This is a genomic window from Pseudomonas syringae KCTC 12500 (genome assembly GCF_000507185.2).
In the GTDB taxonomy this organism is placed as follows: Bacteria; Pseudomonadota; Gammaproteobacteria; order Pseudomonadales; family Pseudomonadaceae; genus Aquipseudomonas; species Aquipseudomonas syringae.
Genome location: NZ_AYTM02000002.1, coordinates 1807647 through 1825371, shown reverse-complemented (window position 1 = coordinate 1825371; position 17725 = coordinate 1807647). Strand labels below are relative to the sequence as shown.

21 protein-coding genes are annotated in these 17725 nt (G+C 53.3%); 12 read left to right on the top strand and 9 right to left on the bottom strand.

Translation table 11 applies throughout. The features are described from left to right. Positions 1-56: 56 nt before the first annotated feature. Positions 57-872 (bottom strand): formate/nitrite transporter family protein, encoded by an 816-nt coding sequence (locus V476_RS08555; RefSeq protein ID WP_024961416.1) that lies wholly within the window; start codon positions 870-872, stop codon positions 57-59. 441 nt (positions 873-1313) lie between these two features. Between V476_RS08555 and msrA the strand changes: the two genes are divergently transcribed. After that, a complete protein-coding gene (gene msrA, locus V476_RS08550; RefSeq protein WP_024693084.1) occupies positions 1314-1820 on the top strand; it encodes a peptide-methionine (S)-S-oxide reductase MsrA in 507 nt (168 codons plus the stop codon). Positions 1821-2518: 698 nt separating this feature from the next. Here msrA and V476_RS08545 read toward each other — a convergent pair. From V476_RS08545 to V476_RS08540, 3 genes are all read right to left on the bottom strand, one after another. Continuing rightward, entirely contained in the window at positions 2519-3646 is a 1128-nt protein-coding gene (locus tag V476_RS08545; protein ID WP_024961415.1) for a nucleotidyltransferase-like protein, read from the bottom strand. After that, positions 3630-4274, bottom strand: coding sequence for a Cap15 family cyclic dinucleotide receptor domain-containing protein (locus V476_RS26850; protein WP_024961414.1), 645 nt, complete (start codon positions 4272-4274; stop codon positions 3630-3632). The genes V476_RS08545 and V476_RS26850 overlap by 17 nt, the downstream gene beginning before the upstream one ends. Positions 4275-4582: 308 nt before the next feature. Continuing rightward, entirely contained in the window at positions 4583-4837 is a 255-nt protein-coding gene (locus tag V476_RS08540) for a hypothetical protein (protein WP_024961413.1), read from the bottom strand. A 770-nt stretch (positions 4838-5607) separates the two neighbouring features. Here V476_RS08540 and V476_RS08535 point away from each other — a divergent pair. Further along, complete coding sequence (locus V476_RS08535) at positions 5608-6429, top strand: hypothetical protein (protein ID WP_024961412.1); 822 nt, start codon at positions 5608-5610, stop codon at positions 6427-6429. A gap of 652 nt (positions 6430-7081) precedes the next feature. Here the strand turns inward: V476_RS08535 and V476_RS08525 are convergent. Both V476_RS08525 and V476_RS08520 read right to left on the bottom strand, forming a co-directional pair. After that, positions 7082-7939: a hypothetical protein gene (locus tag V476_RS08525; protein WP_024961410.1), complete on the bottom strand. Its 858-nt coding sequence runs from the start codon at positions 7937-7939 to the stop codon at positions 7082-7084. A 403-nt stretch (positions 7940-8342) separates the two neighbouring features. Continuing rightward, positions 8343-8747 carry a helix-turn-helix domain-containing protein gene (locus V476_RS08520; protein WP_235810969.1) on the bottom strand — a complete coding sequence of 135 codons (405 nt, stop codon included), beginning with the start codon at positions 8745-8747 and terminating at the stop codon, positions 8343-8345. Between the two features lie 297 nt (positions 8748-9044). Here V476_RS08520 and V476_RS08515 point away from each other — a divergent pair, with 297 nt between their 5' ends. The 6 genes from V476_RS08515 (at position 9045) to V476_RS08490 (ending at position 12483) form a co-directional block, all read left to right on the top strand. Further along, positions 9045-9794 (top strand): metallophosphoesterase, encoded by a 750-nt coding sequence (locus V476_RS08515; protein WP_024961408.1) that lies wholly within the window; start codon positions 9045-9047, stop codon positions 9792-9794. Positions 9795-9808: 14 nt separating this feature from the next. Continuing rightward, complete coding sequence (locus tag V476_RS08510) at positions 9809-10117, top strand: hypothetical protein (protein WP_024961407.1); 309 nt, start codon at positions 9809-9811, stop codon at positions 10115-10117. A gap of 87 nt (positions 10118-10204) precedes the next feature. Beyond that, complete coding sequence (locus V476_RS08505; RefSeq protein WP_024961406.1) at positions 10205-10702, top strand: hypothetical protein; 498 nt, start codon at positions 10205-10207, stop codon at positions 10700-10702. Beyond that, entirely contained in the window at positions 10683-11039 is a 357-nt protein-coding gene (locus V476_RS08500) for a hypothetical protein (RefSeq protein WP_024961405.1), read from the top strand. The genes V476_RS08505 and V476_RS08500 overlap by 20 nt, the downstream gene beginning before the upstream one ends. Positions 11040-11207: 168 nt before the next feature. Further along, a complete protein-coding gene (locus V476_RS08495) occupies positions 11208-11834 on the top strand; it encodes an HAD family hydrolase (protein ID WP_032629762.1) in 627 nt (208 codons plus the stop codon). Between the two features lie 451 nt (positions 11835-12285). Continuing rightward, complete coding sequence (locus tag V476_RS08490) at positions 12286-12483, top strand: DUF3732 domain-containing protein (protein ID WP_024961402.1); 198 nt, start codon at positions 12286-12288, stop codon at positions 12481-12483. Positions 12484-12553: 70 nt separating this feature from the next. Here V476_RS08490 and V476_RS08485 read toward each other — a convergent pair whose 3' ends face one another. The 3 genes from V476_RS08485 to V476_RS08475 all read right to left on the bottom strand — a co-directional run bounded on the left by V476_RS08485 (position 12554) and on the right by V476_RS08475 (position 14183). Further along, the gene (locus V476_RS08485) at positions 12554-12757 is read right to left on the bottom strand and encodes a co-regulatory protein PtrA N-terminal domain-containing protein (RefSeq protein WP_024961401.1); all 204 of its coding nucleotides are present in this window, start codon (positions 12755-12757) and stop codon (positions 12554-12556) included. A 318-nt stretch (positions 12758-13075) separates the two neighbouring features. After that, positions 13076-13633 (bottom strand): arsinothricin resistance N-acetyltransferase ArsN1 family A, encoded by a 558-nt coding sequence (locus V476_RS08480; protein WP_024961400.1) that lies wholly within the window; start codon positions 13631-13633, stop codon positions 13076-13078. Between the two features lie 52 nt (positions 13634-13685). Then, positions 13686-14183 (bottom strand): MarR family winged helix-turn-helix transcriptional regulator, encoded by a 498-nt coding sequence (locus V476_RS08475; protein ID WP_024961399.1) that lies wholly within the window; start codon positions 14181-14183, stop codon positions 13686-13688. A 131-nt stretch (positions 14184-14314) separates the two neighbouring features. Here V476_RS08475 and V476_RS08470 point away from each other — a divergent pair, with 131 nt between their 5' ends. From V476_RS08470 to V476_RS08455, 4 genes are all read left to right on the top strand, one after another. Further along, a complete protein-coding gene (locus tag V476_RS08470) occupies positions 14315-15520 on the top strand; it encodes an MFS transporter (protein ID WP_024961398.1) in 1206 nt (401 codons plus the stop codon). A 106-nt stretch (positions 15521-15626) separates the two neighbouring features. Next, positions 15627-16049, top strand: coding sequence for an arsenate reductase ArsC (locus V476_RS08465; protein WP_024961397.1), 423 nt, complete (start codon positions 15627-15629; stop codon positions 16047-16049). Next, entirely contained in the window at positions 16046-16402 is a 357-nt protein-coding gene (locus tag V476_RS08460; protein WP_024961396.1) for a metalloregulator ArsR/SmtB family transcription factor, read from the top strand. Before V476_RS08465 ends, V476_RS08460 begins: the two co-directional genes overlap by 4 nt. 26 nt (positions 16403-16428) lie before the next feature. Next, positions 16429-17712 (top strand): arsenic transporter, encoded by a 1284-nt coding sequence (locus V476_RS08455; protein ID WP_024961395.1) that lies wholly within the window; start codon positions 16429-16431, stop codon positions 17710-17712. The last annotated feature ends 13 nt before the right edge of the window (positions 17713-17725 follow it).

The following is a 17725-nucleotide window of genomic DNA, read 5'->3' as shown; positions in this document are numbered from 1 at the left end:
AGAACCTGCGGTCGTCATCTCTTATGACCGCAGCGTCTGTATGGAGTAGGACCGGATTATTCCGATGTTTGCGCGCCGCTGGTCCTGGACATTTCAACAGGCTTGGTCGCCGCGTTGAAGAAGGCCAAGTGATAAGCCAGGCCGACGAACACCGCGCCGCCCACCGCGTTGCCCAAAAATACCGGAACGAAGTTGTCGCCGAACTGCGCCCAGCTCAAGGCGCCGGCAAAGATCGCTGCAGGAATGACGAACATGTTGGCGACGATGTGCTGAAAGCCGATCGCTACGAATGCCATCACCGGAAACCACATGCCGACCACTTTACCGATCACGTCCTTGCTCGCGTAGCTGAGCCACACCGCCAGGCACACCAGCCAATTGCAGCCAATACCCGAGATGAAAGCCTGTTCGAAGCTGGCCCCCACCTTGGCATTGGCGATGGCCACAGTCTTGGCCATGAAGGCGCCTTCAGTCAGCCCCACCACATGGCCGAAACAATAGGCGACGAACAGCGCGCCGATCAGATTGGCCAGCGTCACCAGCACCCAGTTGCGCACCAACTGACCCAGACCGATACGCCCGGCGAACAGCGCCATGGGCAGGCTCATCATGTTGCCGGTCAGCAACTCACCGCCAGCCAGCACCACCAGAATCAGCCCGACCGGAAACACCACAGCGCCAAGCAGATTGCCCAGCGACGCCCACTCGTGAGGGATCATGGTGCTGACATGAATATCGAGAAGAAACCCGAGGGCGATGAAAGCCCCTGCCAGAAAGCCCAGGATCATCAACGACGGCAGGCCCAAGTGGGCTTTCTTGACGCCGCTTTCGACGGCAATTTCAGCGATTTGCTGCGGGGTGTTCAAAGACATGGTGTGCTCGTGCGTGGTCGTGGGCTGAGCGGGGGGATTAAAAGCTCAAGCGGTGCGCGCATCTGTCGCACCGGGAAACAACGTTACGGAATGTTTCGGAGGATGGCTAATCGGATGTTTTGATCGGGTGATTGAGAGGGTCGATGAGTGGGCAGGTTTGCGCGGGGATTGGGCTTATAGTTGTTTGGTTGGCAGGTTTGTAGTGGGTCAACTAAACCCGATTACTGAGTTGTCAGCGACCGAGCCACCTTGGAAACGCTGACTCAAGCGCTCAAGCCAGCGGAGTCTGACGCAACTGCAGGCAACGGAGCAAGGCGCCAAGGCTTCTGTAAAACGTTTACTCGTTCCGCAACACGATCCTGTTTTTTACTTCATCCGGCTTGGTATTGCCCGGCATCACCCCATAACTATCCCTGTCTCCATAAACCGCAAGGACAGACCATGACCAACCCAACCGAAACCGCCATCCTTGCCGGCGGCTGCTTCTGGGGCATGCAAGATTTGTTGCGACGCTACCCCGGCGTGCTGCATACGCGAGTCGGCTACACCGGTGGTGACGTACCGAACGCCACCTACCGCAACCACGGCAACCATGCCGAAGCGATTGAGATCGTGTTTGACCCGGCGGTAATCAGCTACCGGCAGATTCTTGAGTTCTTTTTCCAGATCCATGACCCGAGCACGCCTAATCGGCAGGGCAATGATCTTGGGCCAAGCTATCGTTCGGCGATTTACTACCTGAGCGAACAGCAAAGGGATATTGCCGAAGATACCGCGGCTGACGTGGACGCCTCCAAGCTGTGGCCGGGGCGTGTGGTTACGCAAATCGAGCCCGCGAGGGAGTTCTGGGAGGCGGAGCCGGAGCATCAGGATTATCTGGAGCGGATACCGAACGGGTATACCTGCCACTTCATCCGGCCGAACTGGAAGTTGCCGAAGCGGGCTTGAACCTGAATCGCACCGGGAAAGGCCGCGATAGGGGAGAGCGCAAAAGCTGACCTGCCCCTGTCATGCAGGCAGCTGTAGTGGTAATCAGACACTTCTATCTGGCGATATTCTCGCCTGAATGAGTGTCTGGAGTTAGACCACTACAGGACTGTATCTGAGAGGACCTCACCAAAAACACAAAAGCCGCGCAATGCGCGGCTTTGAGTATGGTGGGCCCACACGGACTCGAACCTTTATGTGGTGCGTAAATTTCCGGTTTAAGTACTGTCCGTCCGGTCTTGGGGCATGTAATCTCTAGAGAAATGGGCGTTTTTTGTAAGCTGACAGACTCGGTGGAAGCGTATTTTAAATACCACCTGGGTGTCGCATTTGAATAGCCGCCACCTCATCCCGGATTTCAGTTATCTGTTGCACCGACAACGCGAGGTATTCGATTTTTGCCCAGCAGGCGCCCTTCGGAGCGTATTGGGAATATCCTAGTATTGTCAGGGGAGGCGCCGCCTGAATTCCTCAGACGCAGCCGAATGGAACCCAGCGCTTCATCGCCGATGTCGCCAACCATGCACTGGAACCCAAGTGGTCATACAAAAATCCCGACCTTAACCAATGACTGGTAGCCAGCGGATAAATCATGAGCATGGCGTCTGCACCCAGGTCAATTGATCTCTGTACTGGTCTCCAAACGCTGCACGCAACCTTTAAAAAATGATCGCGTTGGTCACAGCTACCCTGCTGGCATCCAGCATAGGCTTTTCGGATAAGCTTAGAAGGTGGTTTTGCTCTTTGGCTACCTCTCGGAGGAGACTGTCCATTGCTACGGATAGATGCAGCAAGCCATTGAATTTGTCCTCGGTATTAAAGATAAAGCGGGAGCCATCAGGTACTACTATTCGCCTCGCTTCTTCCTTATTGTTCCACAAATAATCCAGATATCTTTGGGTCTCGGCCAATATCGCTAGTTCATAGTAGGCGCCAGCGGAGAGGCTATGCATGTTGGCATGGTACATTATTGAGGCAATATCAAAGCTTGAGATCGTTACAGGTTTTCCCTCTGCTTCGAGCTCTGCCCTTATGTTTTTACATAATCTTATTGACTTGCGGAGCCCACCACCCGTGGTTTCACATCGTTCTCGTACCTTTTTGATGTGCAGGAAAGGCCAGTTTTCAATCGTGGTACTTTTATGCGAATCTAGGATAGTGACCGCGCGGTCATATTTCTGACCAGAGGCTTGATAAGTGATGGTGTCATGCCAGTGGGAAGGCACGACATCTACTGGACGTGCTAATGACCCTCCTTGCAATTTGATGGCTTTAGAGCCAGAGGTGTCAATTGTCGCAGCGGGAAACGCATCACGAAGAGCTTTACTAATTTCCCCCCTGCGAGCGGTTAACACTCCAACTGAAGTGCGTGAGGTCGGTGAGCGGTACTGACCCGATGTACTCATGTTCCCACGGGCATCATAGGTATGAAAGTCAGCTTCTATCGCTAGAAGATCGACATCACTGACCCCTCGAATATGGACATTCAGTGGTACTGATCCCTGAAGCTCGAATTCGAGATTGCCGCTTGTCCTCTTCGACAACTGGTTGCTAACCCGTTCTGCGGTTTCGATGCTGATGCGGGTGTAGGTAGGATCTACCTCCTGCATCGCTCCTAAAGCAAACGTTGTATTCGGCTTGTCTTTAACCCTATGTTCCCACGCCTCTTTTGTGAGGCTTCGGTTCACGATGAAATCCTTCGCATCCATCGCGATCACAGAGGATCTATCAAGGCCCGAGCGTCTGGAGCGTAGACGGCTAATTCGTTCATTAATTGATGTGTTCATTCTTTCTCCTTAGCTCCATTCGCCCATAGGTGGGCCGACCGTAACCGTTAAAATAGTCACCCTGTGCGCAATCTAGTGATTTAGTAAACAAAAGGTTTGCGCTGCCAACATGTCCCCGAAGCTCAGGTTCGCCGGGATTAGGATCATTCCGATAGTTATAAAGAAGGCGGTATCCGTCAGCTTCGTCGTGAACCAACGCCGCAGTGATACTGTTGGAGCCTGATTGATCTGTCTTCAAACGCACTCTAATCTTGTCCCAAGTTTGACAAATATATACATCAGCTTTCCAGGAGCGAAACGGATTTCCTTCGGTGTCCAGCGTGGTTCCAGTGCACTGCCACTCTCCCGACAGGTCTGGAACTTTTAGATATTTAACTGCCCAGCGCCATTTCCAAATTGTCTTATTGAACAGAGCATATAACAAGGCAAAGACTATACCTGCGCCAATGAGCGACAGGGCTGTCGGTGGAAGATTTACAGGTAGGTTATACTTTTCAGCCAGGTCTGCAGCTGATAGCAGCAAAAATACCGCAATGCCGGAAATCGCGCTTGCCAGGATTGTCAAATATCTGCCAATAAGAGCTCGATTGATTCCTCCCAACAAGCTGTATTCGTGATCATGAATCATGAGACGCAACCTTCAATAGACTTAATGTCCCGGAACCCCATCAACCTGAAAAGATGGGCAGCAGTAAAGCCGCCCAGAGCCCCTGATGAGACTTCAAAAATTACTGGGTATGACATACCAAGGAACACGTCCGACAGCCGTTCGATTGTCGGTAGGTGTTGCGAGCCTGGCGAACAGCGGTCGCACAGGTGGTGTGATAGCCAAGATCAAGGCGATTGTGAACTGCCGGCAAATAGATGCACGTACTGGTATGCACCTCGTGGTCACCGTTGGTCTGTGCGTTGCGGTTGACGAAATATTGAGCCATTTTACTTACCCCGCTCTTTGTTCGATTGGGCGAGTACCGAGGCAGCTAAGGTCTTGGTGGTGGCGTTGTACTTGTTGCTGTCGAGAACATGACTGGCTTTAGTCTCCATATCGGAACCGGTTTGCTTGCCGGTCGAAGCTTGAGCCATGGCCGACCCTGCCAATTCCTTCTGGATGGCCGAGGAGCTGTCACTACGCAGGATTTTGGAGGCCAAGCTGGCCACGGGAGACGAAGTTTGTTTAGGATTTTTCGGCACGTTTAGGTGCTCCTGTATCTAGAAAAAATCGAGTAGGCAGGAGCGACTCTTGAGCGGAAAACCGAGCTGAATGGTTGACATCCAAAGTCGGGTTTTCTCTAATGCGCGTCCCACCAGTGTCCGCATTGGCTCAGGGATTGGCGGGTATGTGTGCTCGGCGTCCAAACTTTGCACGCATATCCGCTGTGTTCACTGAAACCTCAGCCTCTCGCAAAAACACAACATGTAGTGCTGATGTCGAGATGACCTACAAGATAATGGGGTCAAAATGACATTGCAAGATAACAACCCTGTGGATAACTTGTGCGCAAATCGTTGCTTGGATCCATTTTACCCCTGTATGTATGCCCAGCCCTTCTAGATCGGGGGTAGGACGTTTCGTCATTGAAACAATTTGAAACACACTCTACTCGCATGCCGGTGTTGCGTTGTTGAACAGCCATCCTAAGTATTCAAAAGTGACAATTTAGTGGCGTCATTTCTCCATTAGCTCTAGTTTGGTTTTACCGTCAGTTGCTGTTCCTGAACTCTTTCCACGGCCAGTGGGCGATGCCAAAAAACGTCCATTGAAACATTCGGGCGGGGTATTGCGGGGCTATTTCCTCTGTCATATGATCACGCTAGGCGGTGATGGTCGCCTGGCGCCTGTTTCGCGAAGCAATAGCCCATCTGTGACACCTTCAGTTTTACATCGGCATGTCCCTAACCAGACGCTGCCCGGTGAACAGGCAATCGGACACCTAAGCGTCGTTGATTTAGGAACCTTTGCCATGTCTGATTTTTCCCCGCTAAACATCTTCAAATCCCAAGCTAAACAGCTTGCTCGTGATCAGGGCCTGAAGCTTTCTATCGCTCAAGAAACCCTTGTGCAAAAAGCGGGCTTCGCTGATTACCATGAGCTTTCTGTCGTCGCTCAACGGAATCCCAAGGATCCGCGTCTGATGTTGGCCGTTTTTGGGATCAAAGACTTTTCCCAAGCGATCCATGAGGATGATGTCTACGCCGACCTGGATCTAGAGCTGGAGGATCAGCTCTCCGGTGCGATTGCGGATACTAATGCAAGTGGATTCACGATTGATGCTCTTGAAGTGGAAGCCGCCGACTATAGCGATACAACCGGGAAGCTCACATTGGGGCTCTCCCTTACGTACCAGGGGCAGCAAGATCAGGAAAGGATGTATCACGGTGCAGCGTTCTTCCTCAATGCAACGGTTGAGCTACTGCGCCGCCAAGGTAAGTGGCTGCTGGCTGAGGAGGGCGTTTCCATCATCAGCGGTGAATCTGATGCTAATCGCGACCGTAGATCTGAGCAGGAGTATTGGGCAACAGTGGAAGAAGCCCAGAGTAGTAACCGGATGTCCATGGCTCAAGCCCTTGCGATTGAACTCGGGATATCTGCCGACGACGCCGAGCTCTTGTCCGGAGCAGAGATCACGACCAACGAATCGGATGACGGACTCGTATATAGCTACTGGATCAATCTCGAACCGGAAGCTGAAGGCGAACTGAGAGCAGACCTGCTGGCGCGATTCGGCTCTTTGGAGTACGAGCTAGGCCCGAACTTCTTCGACGATATTGAGCACGAGTTCTGAGATTGATGAGGTGGTGGCCAGATGAAAGCTGGCCATTCAAAACAATAACCCTCATCTCCCTGTTCACAAAACTGGCCCCTATTAACAGGATTTCCCTATCTTCTGGCCGGCAGCTATCAGATCGACCTTTCGTTAACGTCCCGCCAAGCAGATATGCCCGGGGGAACGTGCAGCCGGCTTCCGTTACCCTTGCTCAAAAAATTGCGGACGGCTCTGCCATCGCTGTCTTCATCGGCGCCGGCGCGTATCGGCGGAAAGTGACATTCTTATTCGGGGATGCGCTGAAGGGCTGTGTGAGGGCTTCGATCCCGTCAACTGGAGACACCAGCGACACTTTCCCGCTGGAGCAAGAAACCGGCCCGGTAGACCGGCTTTCTTAGTCATCTAAACTTTACGAACTGGGGATGAGCTTGCTGAAGGTAGTCTTTGACAAGCCCCGTGATGAACTGGTGGCCTTCATCAATCGTCATCGATATGCGTCCGGCCAACACGCCTTCAAAATTTATTAACTGGGATTATGGTGGCTGCGTATAGCCGAGCTGCTGTCGTCTAACCGGAACCGCTCGGCGAAGGTAGAAGCGCACGCTTACACAGCCTATCCGGGCATAAACATGGCTCATGGGGTGACAAGGGCAGCCCTGTCGCTCGGGCTCTACCTGCAATGCCGCTTGACCTCCACAAATGCGCGGAAATCACCGTAGGGGATGGGCAGTTTACCGTGGAAGAAAATGGACGATGCATGGTTGTAAAAGCCGTGCGGTGATTTCACATACGCTTTTGCTTTAGCTCGGGCTGCACGAATCATTTCACGATTACGGTACCCGGCTTTCGCAACCTGGTCAGTGACGATCTGCTCTACGACCTCAGCACGCCCTGCGGCATTGAAGCTGTTTACCATAAAGGTGGCCAGGGTTTGGTAAAACCATTCTCCGCAGTGGAATAGCTTCAGAGGGGTAGCTAACAGGGCAAGCCCTGCCTGCAAATCGCCAGACTGAACGACGGACTTGTAGAAATCTGGAATGACGTCCCGAAGGTAGCCAGCTTGTACCTCATCAGGTGCGGCGATGAGATAGTTGAATGGGCAAGGTGCCGTGATGCTCGCAAACTTCGAAATCTCAAACCCGTGGCACACAGCTAACACCACGCCCGTGTTATTGCGGGTCGCCCGGTTGATTGCCGCAATCTCTTGGACAAGCTCTTCCCATCCGACATATTCCTTGCTGGCGTGGAGGAAGATCCCTTTCGCCGGGTCTCCATGGCACTCGAAATGGAGCACGGGAAAGAGGACGCCTGATCTGCATTCAGCGTGCACCAGCCTCAGGGCTGCAATCAGCATCTGCTTGCTTTTGATCTTGTGGAAACTGCAGTACCCAGCCCGGCCAATGGCAGTGGAGTGGTCGAGCAAGTCCTCATAAAGCCGGCGCCCAGTCTGCATTTCGCCTTCACCGAGCGCATCGAAAATGATCAAGCCGTTGTTTTGACATATCGAGGTGTAAACCAGCTCTTCCATAGTCACCATTATCCAGATGGGACGGGTTGCCTATCATTGCTTCTGCGCCCTAGCGAAGCACGCAACACGTCTGCCACATTTACGAAGTATCGAAAGTCGGTACCTTGATCGAAACACCGAAACTTGTGTATTCGTCTTCGACATCGCCATTGCGACCTACCGGTAGTAGTACGCAGATGAGCCTCTGGGGCCGTTATGAACTCCATCTGTATTGAGTTAGATACCTGACTCCTAACACTGTGCTGTCCCTTTGTACAAGCCCCGTTCGATTCCGACGGTCTCCACGGGCTGAATGCCGCCGACATCGAGGTTGCGTACCAGAGATGCAATGCGGCCCAGGCGGGCTCTTGGATTCAAAACGGGCCTGCAGTATTTCAAAGGTAACGAGATTAAGGAGCCGGCTTCACCAATGGCGTGCAGCGGTCGATTTTGCAATCCCCATCAGCCGGGAGATCTCTGCCTTGGTGTGCCCAAGCGCTTTCAGGCGCTGTACTTCATCGCGCACTTTTTCCGCCTCAATGATCCGAGGATGTGTAGCAGGCTGGCCATCGAGAACGATTGGCTGAAAAAGCCCATCGAGAGATTCGAGCTCCTGACGGACGCGCTCCAGCAGCTCTGCCGGCGGAATCTGCTCACTAGCTCCCCATGTAAGAGTAACCAAAGTAAGTGGGTGCACGTTCAGGTGCGCGGCGATCTCTTCTAGTCTCTCCAGCGTGACACTAGATTCACCTCTTTCCAGGCGACTGATGTGGGATTGCGAAACCCCGCCTTCAAAGTCAGCCTGGAGGACGGAGCTGTGGCGGCGCATGAACCGCAATGTTGAGGCAAGCGCTATTCGGAGCATGAGCGACCGATACCAGGAAATCGGACTATATGCCGCGTTTGCATGGTTCGACTCAAACCCGTATATTCATATACGAAAGCAGAGCTGTCCGCTCATGAGTCCACGGTAGGCCGCTGAGGCACGGCGAGCCTGTCCGCACCGGGTCAATATTCCGGTAAAGCCTTGCATGCATTGGCTTGGTGGACGAACGCCCCTGCCTGCAGCATCAATATATCGGGAAAGTCTTCTAGACCCCCTCAACCATGAGTTGGAGACCTGCTGTTGAAAGCCCGCATCTACTCCGACCTCCATCTAGAGATCGAAGCGCAACTTGGCTTGATCCCAAGGAACGCGAGCAACGATGCTGATCTTGTGATCCTTGCTGGCGACATCCACACCAAAGGGCGAGGGGTGACCTGGGCCCAGGAAGTATTTGATGTCCCGGTAGCCTATGTATGTGGAAACCACGAATTCTACAAAGGCCACATCGACCGCACCCTTCAATCGATGAAGCAGTTGGCGGCAGGCAGCAATGTGCATGTTCTTGAAAATGAGTCTCTCGTGATAGGTAACGCGCGCATTTTGGGTGCTACAGCTTGGACAGACTTCGCGACGGGTGAAAGCGTGTACCAAGCATCGCAGGAGGCTAGGCGAGGCATGAACGACTTCCGCCTGATTCGTGCAGGCGAGGGATACCGCGCATTGAGTATCAGTGACGTTATCAGTCGAAATCATCGAACCTACGAGTGGCTCAAGGAAGAGCTAGCCAAGGAGTTTGATGGGCAGACCATTGTCATCACTCATCATTGCCCACTGGTCAACTACTGCGGGCCAGAGCAGGGCTCACCCCTAATGCCGGCCTATTCAAATGACTGGCCAGAACTCGTTCGTCAGGCCGATGTATGGGTCTTTGGGCACACGCATAGCCATGTTGACGTGATGGTGGAAGGATGCCGGCTCATTAGTAACCCAAAAGGTTATCCGGGTGAGCAGTGCGGTTTTAGTGGCGACTTTATGATCGATATTAACTAGTTGGCTGGATTTATATGCGTAATTTTCTAGAGCTGCTGGCTGAAGCTGCTCAGCAAGATTTCAAGCGAGTAGTGACCGGTTTTTTACTGGACGCACGGCCTAAGGGTGATGGAGTTCGAGCGGCGATATTTAACGACCGTCTGAATCGCTTTGAAGATGGTGAAGCGTTTACTACAAGCCAGATCGTTGAAACATATCAGGAAGCCGGATACACGCTGTTGTTGACGGAAAGCGGTTCCTGCTACGTGATCGTCAGCCACCTAATGTTCATTGAGGATGTTATAGGTGGTGTGCCACAGACTATGATCCTTCGAGCCAGTTGATACAGGACTGTCGAGTGCTCAGTCAGCCGAAAGTGAAACTATCGCGATATCGCCAGATATTAGTCCAGCAATGCTCAAGGAAAATGCATGTCTGATCTTAAGAAAATGACAGTGGTTGTGAAGAATTTCAACTTGCGGGCCTCTGGAGATATTGATGCGCTTTACAGCCGTGTGCGGCTTGAGGATGAGGAGGGCAAGACGTTTTATTTTAAAGAAGTAGTAGTGCCAAAGTATCTATCTGATAAAGGAGCGCTCCGTACAGATACGCCGAGAACTTGGTATTTTAAACACCTTGGGAAGAAGTCGATCATTGTTGTTGCGTTCGAGAACATGCACGGCAAGGTTGAGTACGACCTCGGTGATATGCGACTCATTGTCAGGTCGACTGTAATCAAAGGAGTGCTGTATTCACTTGGGTCAATTCCTGGAGGCTTCATTGCGGCGACTGCTACCTTCGGCTTAGGCCTTGCGCTAATTCCTTGGGGGGTATGGTACGGCTATCAAAATATCTTCAAGGTTCCGGCCATGCTAAGTCGCAAGCGGTTGCTGGAGGACTTTTCTAAACATGGAATTGTCGTTAAATAACGTGGGGGCTAATGGGTTGCGTTCACCTGTTGATGGCAAAACACCCCAAGAAGTGATCGAGGCATCCCGGATTGATTTTGGGGTAGCGATCACTGCGTATCTGGATCAGCCTGAGATAATGGGTTTTTCGCTGGTAGGGCAAATTTACTTTGATCACAAAGATCGATTCGCCAGTGGGCGGCTGATCAGGACGTCCGACGTTTCAGAGTTCCTGGAGCGCTCAGGCTATCTCCTGGCATTCACTCTGACCCAAAGCGCATACGTCCTGATCTGCCCGAGCTCTGAATTGTCGAGGGTGCTCAAAGATGAAGATCGTGCGCATGTGGCCCATTGCTAAGGTGCCCATTGTGAGGATGAAATGAGTAGCTGGGTCGACGTACTGCAGCCAACATTCAGACGCTACGCGCCCCGCAAGTAGCGTTGTGAAGCAGCGTCGCTCTCAGGCCAGAAGCGCAGAAATTCCCTTGGCTTGAATCTGAATCGTGCCTCTTTTGGATATGAATCGATGAACTATCGAGCAGTGCTAGTTGATGCGTTCGGAACGATCGTTCGAATTCGATCTGCCACGCATCCATACCGCATGCTTCTGAAAGAGGGGCTGCGGGCCGGTAGGCTTCCCAGGCCAGGTGACGTTCGAACGCTCATGACGTTCGATGGCGACCTTGCTCAGGCTGCCGAGCTTCTGCAAATCACGGTTCTGCCAGAGCGGCTTGCTCAGATCCAAGATGCCCTTGATCGCGAGATTCACAGCATTGAGGCTTTCTCTGATGCCGTTGAAGGCATTCAAGCCTTACAGGCACAGAAGGTGCGGCTAGGCATTTGCAGCAATCTTGCAGCGCCATATGGCTCTGCCGTAAAGCGTCTTTTTCCAACCCTGGACGCATATGCACTGAGTTATGAGATCGGAGCGCTCAAGCCGGATCCAGTGATGTACCGCAGCGCCTGCAAACTGCTCGGAGTGAGCGTTGGCGATAGGTTTGGCGAGGAGCGCGTGGCGATGGTGGGGGACTCCCTGCGCTGTGACTGCCACGGGCCTAGAGCGGTTGGCATCAATGGGCTGCACCTTGACCGATCAGGCGCTGGAAAGATCACGAATCTGATGGGTTTTGCTTCGCTGATACTTGCCGATTAGGTCTCAACGATTGACCTTGGATCGAGCTTTCGTAGGATGTAAACCCTGTTTCTGACTTGTTAACCTCACGGGTTTACAACACAAAAAAGTGGTTAACACGTCTTGCTCGCTGACAGAAGGGTTCGAAGTCCTTAACTGGGTCAAGGATAAGCGCAGCTGTGGTAACTGAGCAGTCACATGCCATGCCTTGTTCGCATGCGGGCGGATGACATATTCGTGCACCTGTATTGGCCTCATCCTAGTGGCCATCACCTCTCAGATGTTATTCAGGGGTTTAGACATCCAATACGCAGAGGCGGCTGTCCTGGGACGGTCTTACTCTTGCGAAGCCGGGTTCATTTCTCAGAGGTAGTACAGACACGGGGCCGGGTGCCGTGAAGCGTGGTGATTTCGTCACCAAAAACTATTCCATGGATAGATCTTAGGTTGTCAATTCGTTTCTTCGTCATGTTTGGCATTCGACCAAATCAGCCGTCCCTACTATCCCCAGCGTGGCGAAGATGAGTCGACCATTGGTGAGAACGAAGAGGTTTTGGCTATGCGCCGGCACTTAGACTTCCTGTTCAATAAGACCGCTGCACAGAAGGACTTACAGGTGCTGCTCATCGAGCACGCATTTTTCGGTGATGATCGCCCTTTGGATAGCTAGTACGCTTGATACATCGAAGATGCCATAAGCCAACAAACGGCGTGATTACATTTCCGTAAGCTGGGCGGCATCAGCAATGGTGCTTCTGCTTTTCAGTCGTGGGCTTTTCCTGTGCAACATCTTCTTGCGCTTCAGAGGCTGATTTGCGGTTCTCCAGTGCGGCCACACGAGCTTTCTCCGTGCGCTCATAGGTGCGATCGCCGCCGCCCTCGGCAAGGGCCAGTGACGACATAGCCAAACTGAGTGTAATAACCACAACGTTGATAGCTTTCATGATGCATCTCCTCAAAGGGACTGACTCTCGATGAATCTAGAGAGTTTGAGCGTCGGCTCGGTGCGGATGATGAAGGGGAGCACCTGTCAGCCCGCTTAGCGGGTGATTACACTTTTGAAAGCAACTTAAGGGAACTGGTATCTCCATTCCGTCCCCAAGTAGGCGGCGAGCATCGGCAAACCGTTACGCTCAAAGCAGATACCAATTGACTTCTTGGAACACCTAATTGCCCGGATTTGATCACTCCTAAGCACTGACCTGGCCCGTGAGCCCCAGAGTGATCGTTAGGTTTTGGTAGCAAAAATGAAGAGTGGTATTTCAACAGGCACTTAGCCCACCTGTCTCAGTTTTGGTCACAACGATCGGTGTTACGCCTGTGGCTTGGTTCTCAGGAAAAAGTCGTTCGACAATCACGCAGTCAATCCAACGACCGTCAAGGCAGGCGTGTTTCTCATACACCCCCACCTCACGGAAACCGCACGCCTCACACAATGCTAGGCTGGCACGGTTGAAGGTAAATACGCGGGAGAGGACTTTCCAGAAACCCCGTGCTTGCGCCTCTTTAAGCAGTGCTTGAAGCAGATGCTTGCCCAGCCCTTGGCCTCGAACCTCACGGCTCAAGTAAATAGAAAAGTCAGCGATGCCGTCATAGCATGCGCGAGCGCGATAGCCGCTCAGGCTTGCCCACCCTACAACCTGATCGTGCTCGTCAAGCATTACCAGCACAGGATAACGATCACCTCCTTGGAGTCGTTCAAGCATGTCAGCTGGGTTTCGAGGCGCGGTTTCAAACGTCGAGCTCCGTTCCTCAATTCCTTGGTTGTAGATGGCAGCTATCGTTGGTGCGTCATTGGGCTCAGCAGGACGGATGCGCATGATGGAGTTCCTTTTGTTGGTAGTAACAACATGTTGGTCAAAAAAACCTTTCTTAGCTAGATTGCTTGGAATCTGAGCAAGTCTCACTGGTGAGGCCACACCGTTTTTCGGTAGCTCGTGTGAGTTGTCTGAGCAGGGTCAGCGCTCCCTGCCTGGCTTCGGCTGAAAGGTTTTCGATCATTATTTTCTCTTCAGCGACGAGGCCGTTCCTAATTTTCTCGTAAAGCTCCCTGCCAGCCCCCGTGGCCTGGATCTTCACAGCGCGGCGATCTTCATCATCCTCAACGCGTGACACGTACCCTTTGCGTTCAAGCGCATCTATTACCCGGCTCGCCGTGCTCTTGTCCAAAAACATCTCTTCAGCCAAGACCTGAAGACGCAGAGCTCCTTTCTTGACCAGCGTTTCGACCGCGTAACATTGGGTGACCGAAACGTCGTAACAGCAGATTCGGTCTCGGTCTCGAAACTGGTAAACGCGGACGAGCTGGTTTAGCGCCTCGTACAAATCTTCGGCATCCTGAGACAACTGATCTTTTTTCCGCTTCGGCATAATCGTCACAAATTTGTTGTTACATGCAACAATAATCTCGGGAGTGCTGAACCGTCAACGAAGCTCCATTGGCTGACGGCAGAAACCCATCGCGCCAGTTTGCTCCTAACCAACTAAAACGAGTTCAGCTAGTGAGTTTTCCCGAGGCGTTACACCCTGTGGTCAACCGAACCAGGCTCGTCTGGGCCATGGGCATCATCCAGATCCTTGCGTGGGGCTCTACCTACTATCTGCCTGCGGTTCTCGCCGCCCCGATTGCGAGGGATACGGGCTGGTCAATCACCAGTGTCGTTGGCGGTCTGTCGTGGGGGATGTTGGTCGCGGGAGCAACATCCCCCACCGTAGGGCGGCACATCGACCGACACGGGGGCCGTGTGGTGATGGCGCTCAGCTCATTTCTTCTCGCTGGGGGCATTGCCACCATGGGGCTCTCCGAAAACCTAGCGACGTATTATTTCGCGTGGAGTTTGATTGGCATCGCTATGGCGGCAGGGCTTTACGATGCAGCCTTTTCAACCCTGGGTAGGCTTCTCGGCGAAGGGGCTCGAACATCGATCACAGGGTTAACCCTGCTGGGTGGGTTCGCCAGTACGCTGGGCTGGCCCGCAATGGCCGCCATGGAGGAGTGGCTCGGCTGGCGAGGAACCTGCCTTTGCATTGCCGCCGCCCACCTGCTTGTCGGATTACCTGTCCATGCTCTGATGATCCCCGGTAGCGCAAGGCAACCTCTAAGGCCTGTAGTCCTCAGAAACGACGACATGACGACGCGTACCCCAAGACAGTCCAGCGCTCTGTTTCTGCTCATCGGCATGATGCTGACCCTCCTCGCGCTGGTCGTATCGAGCGTCTCGGTGCATCTTCTGGACACCCTTAAGCAATTGGGGATCATGACCGCCGTGGCGCTGGCGATCGGGATGGTGATCGGCCCCGCCCAAGTCGCAGCGCGGATCGCAGAGTTTTCAGTCGGCAGAAACCTGCATCCCACGTGGTCGGCACGTGTGGGCGTGCTGCTTTGTCTGTTCGGGCTTGGCTTGCTGATCTCGGGAAGACCGTGGCTCTCGTTCGTTGCAATTGCCCTGTATGGAGCAGGTAACGGCATTCTCACCATTGCTCGCGGCACACTGCCGCTGGCCTTGTTTGGAGCTCAGGGGTACGGCTCACGAATGGGATTACTTGCCCGACCGGTTTTGGTTGCTCAGGCATGCGGCCCTATCCTAGCCGCCTTAGTGTTGGACATGTTCGGCCCGGCACTGCTGTTGAGCGTGCTTTGCTGCTTGTTGATGGTTTGCTTGGTAATCAGCTTTCGCCTGCCGGCAAAAAGTCATCCGACGGTCTGAGTGCAAAGCGTTCCACTACACAGGGAAATAGCATCATCGGAAACATATGCTTTACTGAATATATGATAATGCGTATATTCGGTTTTCCGCATGTGTGGTGGCTGCCATGACTCAACCAAGCAAAGTCCTTTTCGTCTGCGTTGCCAACTCTGCTCGTTCCCAGCTCGCGGAGGCCCTGTTACGTCATACCGATGCGCGTTTTGCTGCGTACAGCGCGGGTTCCCAGCCGTCCAGTGTTGATCCGCGAACTGTCGCCGCGCTTGAAAACTTCGGGGTGGACGCGTCCGGACTACGGAGCAAGTCCATCGACGAGTTCCAGGGAGAGCGGTTCGATTACGTCATTACGCTGTGTCATAAGTCCGCCCAAGAATGCCAGGCGATGCCTAATGCTGGTGAGGTCATCGCCTGGGATTTCCCCGACCCAGTCACGAGCAATGATCCCGGCGCATTTCGGCACACCCTTCAAGATATCCATGAACGCATCAAACTTTTTGTGTTGGTGAAGACAAAGCATCTGGAGGATGTATGACTGACCCCATGACTCCTACCGCGTTGTTCAAATGCCTGGCTGATGACACTCGCACCAAAATCACGTTGCTGATCGTGAGAGAGGGTGAGCTTTGCGTCTGCGAACTGACCGCCGCCCTTGACCAGAGCCAACCCAAAGTGTCCCGTCATCTCGCACTGCTTCGCTCGGCGGGTCTGCTGATGGATCGCCGCCAGGGACAGTGGGTTTACTACCGACTGCGTCAAGACCTGCCGGAATGGGTGACCGCTCTGCTGAAAGGCGTCGTCGATGCGAACCAACAGTGGCTTCACGACGAGACAATCCGCCTGTGTGACATGGATGGTCGCCCTGTCAAACAAGCGGTGTGCGACTGATCCACGCCCCTTTATGAGTGCTTGATATGCTTCTCGCCGTATTGATTTTTGTCATCACCATCGTGTTGGTCATCTGGCAGCCTAGAGGCTTGGGAGTCGGATGGAGCGCGACCCTTGGCGCTGTTCTGGCCCTGCTAACTGGCGTCGTCAGCCTTGGGGACATCCCAGAGGTCTGGCACATTGTCTGGAATGCCACTGCGACCTTCATCGCGGTGATCATCATCAGTTTGCTGTTGGATGAAGCAGGCTTTTTTGAATGGGCCGCACTTCATGTCGCTCGCTGGGGGAAAGGGAGCACCAGAAAGCTCTTCGCATTCATCATATTGCTGGGCGCCGCCGTATCAGCGCTTTTTGCCAATGACGGTGCAGCGCTGATCCTGACCCCCATCGTGATCGCGATGCTATTAGCCCTCCGGTTTTCTCCGGCAGCCACTTTGGCATTCGTTATGGCAGCTGGATTCATCGCTGATACTGCGAGCTTGCCGTTTGTGGTCTCCAACCTGGTCAACATCGTTTCTGCCGATTACTTCAACATCGGCTTCACCGAATATGCCTCCGTGATGGTGCCGGTGAACGTTGTCAGCGTTGTAGCGACATTGGTAATGCTGCTGTGGTTCTTCCGAAAGGAGTTGCCGGCTACCTATGATCTTGCCCAACTGCATGCGCCTTCTGAAGCAATTCGCCACCGGCCAACATTCATTGCGGGCTGGCTAGTCCTGGTGATGTTGCTGGTGGGGTTCTTCGTGATCGAACCTCTAGGCGTTCCGATCAGCGTCATTGCTGCAGTCTGTGCGCTCATCCTCTACGTAGTCGCTGCCCGTGGTCATGCTATCGACACCGGGAAGGTGCTCAAAGGCGCACCGTGGCAAGTGGTGGTCTTTTCCTTGGGCATGTATTTGGTTGTCTACGGGCTCAAGAATGCTGGGCTAACGGATCACATCGCACAGATCCTCAACGTCTTCGCTGGGTACGGTATCTGGGGTGCTTCGCTTGGCACCGGCCTGCTAACGGCGTTTTTGTCTTCCATCATGAACAACATGCCGACCGTCCTGGTGGGGGCTTTGTCGATTCATGCCGCCGAAGTCGATGGCGTCGTCCAGCAAGCCATGGTGTACGCCAACATTATTGGCTGCGACTTGGGCCCGAAAATCACTCCAATTGGTAGCTTGGCTACGTTGTTGTGGTTGCACGTGCTGGCTAAGAAAGACATCAAGATCAGCTGGGGTTACTACTTCAAAACCGGAATCGTGCTGACCCTGCCGATCCTAATCGCCACTCTATCCGCCTTGGCACTGCGCCTCAGTATTTGAAAAGGAGTCTTTT

Coding starts and splice junctions, on each gene's coding strand:
- V476_RS08555 (WP_024961416.1), bottom strand. CDS start 872: ATGTCTTTGAACACCCCGCAGCAAATCGCTGAAATTGCCGTCGAAAGC.
- msrA (WP_024693084.1), top strand. CDS start 1,314: ATGACCAACCCAACCGAAACCGCCATCCTTGCCGGCGGCTGCTTCTGG.
- V476_RS08545 (WP_024961415.1), bottom strand. CDS start 3,646: ATGAACACATCAATTAATGAACGAATTAGCCGTCTACGCTCCAGACGC.
- V476_RS26850 (WP_024961414.1), bottom strand. CDS start 4,274: ATGATTCATGATCACGAATACAGCTTGTTGGGAGGAATCAATCGAGCT.
- V476_RS08535 (WP_024961412.1), top strand. CDS start 5,608: ATGTCTGATTTTTCCCCGCTAAACATCTTCAAATCCCAAGCTAAACAG.
- V476_RS08525 (WP_024961410.1), bottom strand. CDS start 7,939: ATGGAAGAGCTGGTTTACACCTCGATATGTCAAAACAACGGCTTGATC.
- V476_RS08520 (WP_235810969.1), bottom strand. CDS start 8,747: ATGCGCCGCCACAGCTCCGTCCTCCAGGCTGACTTTGAAGGCGGGGTT.
- V476_RS08510 (WP_024961407.1), top strand. CDS start 9,809: ATGCGTAATTTTCTAGAGCTGCTGGCTGAAGCTGCTCAGCAAGATTTC.
- V476_RS08505 (WP_024961406.1), top strand. CDS start 10,205: ATGTCTGATCTTAAGAAAATGACAGTGGTTGTGAAGAATTTCAACTTG.
- V476_RS08500 (WP_024961405.1), top strand. CDS start 10,683: ATGGAATTGTCGTTAAATAACGTGGGGGCTAATGGGTTGCGTTCACCT.
- V476_RS08495 (WP_032629762.1), top strand. CDS start 11,208: ATGAACTATCGAGCAGTGCTAGTTGATGCGTTCGGAACGATCGTTCGA.
- V476_RS08485 (WP_024961401.1), bottom strand. CDS start 12,757: ATGAAAGCTATCAACGTTGTGGTTATTACACTCAGTTTGGCTATGTCG.
- V476_RS08480 (WP_024961400.1), bottom strand. CDS start 13,633: ATGCGCATCCGTCCTGCTGAGCCCAATGACGCACCAACGATAGCTGCC.
- V476_RS08475 (WP_024961399.1), bottom strand. CDS start 14,183: ATGCCGAAGCGGAAAAAAGATCAGTTGTCTCAGGATGCCGAAGATTTG.
- V476_RS08465 (WP_024961397.1), top strand. CDS start 15,627: ATGACTCAACCAAGCAAAGTCCTTTTCGTCTGCGTTGCCAACTCTGCT.
- V476_RS08460 (WP_024961396.1), top strand. CDS start 16,046: ATGACTGACCCCATGACTCCTACCGCGTTGTTCAAATGCCTGGCTGAT.
- V476_RS08455 (WP_024961395.1), top strand. CDS start 16,429: ATGCTTCTCGCCGTATTGATTTTTGTCATCACCATCGTGTTGGTCATC.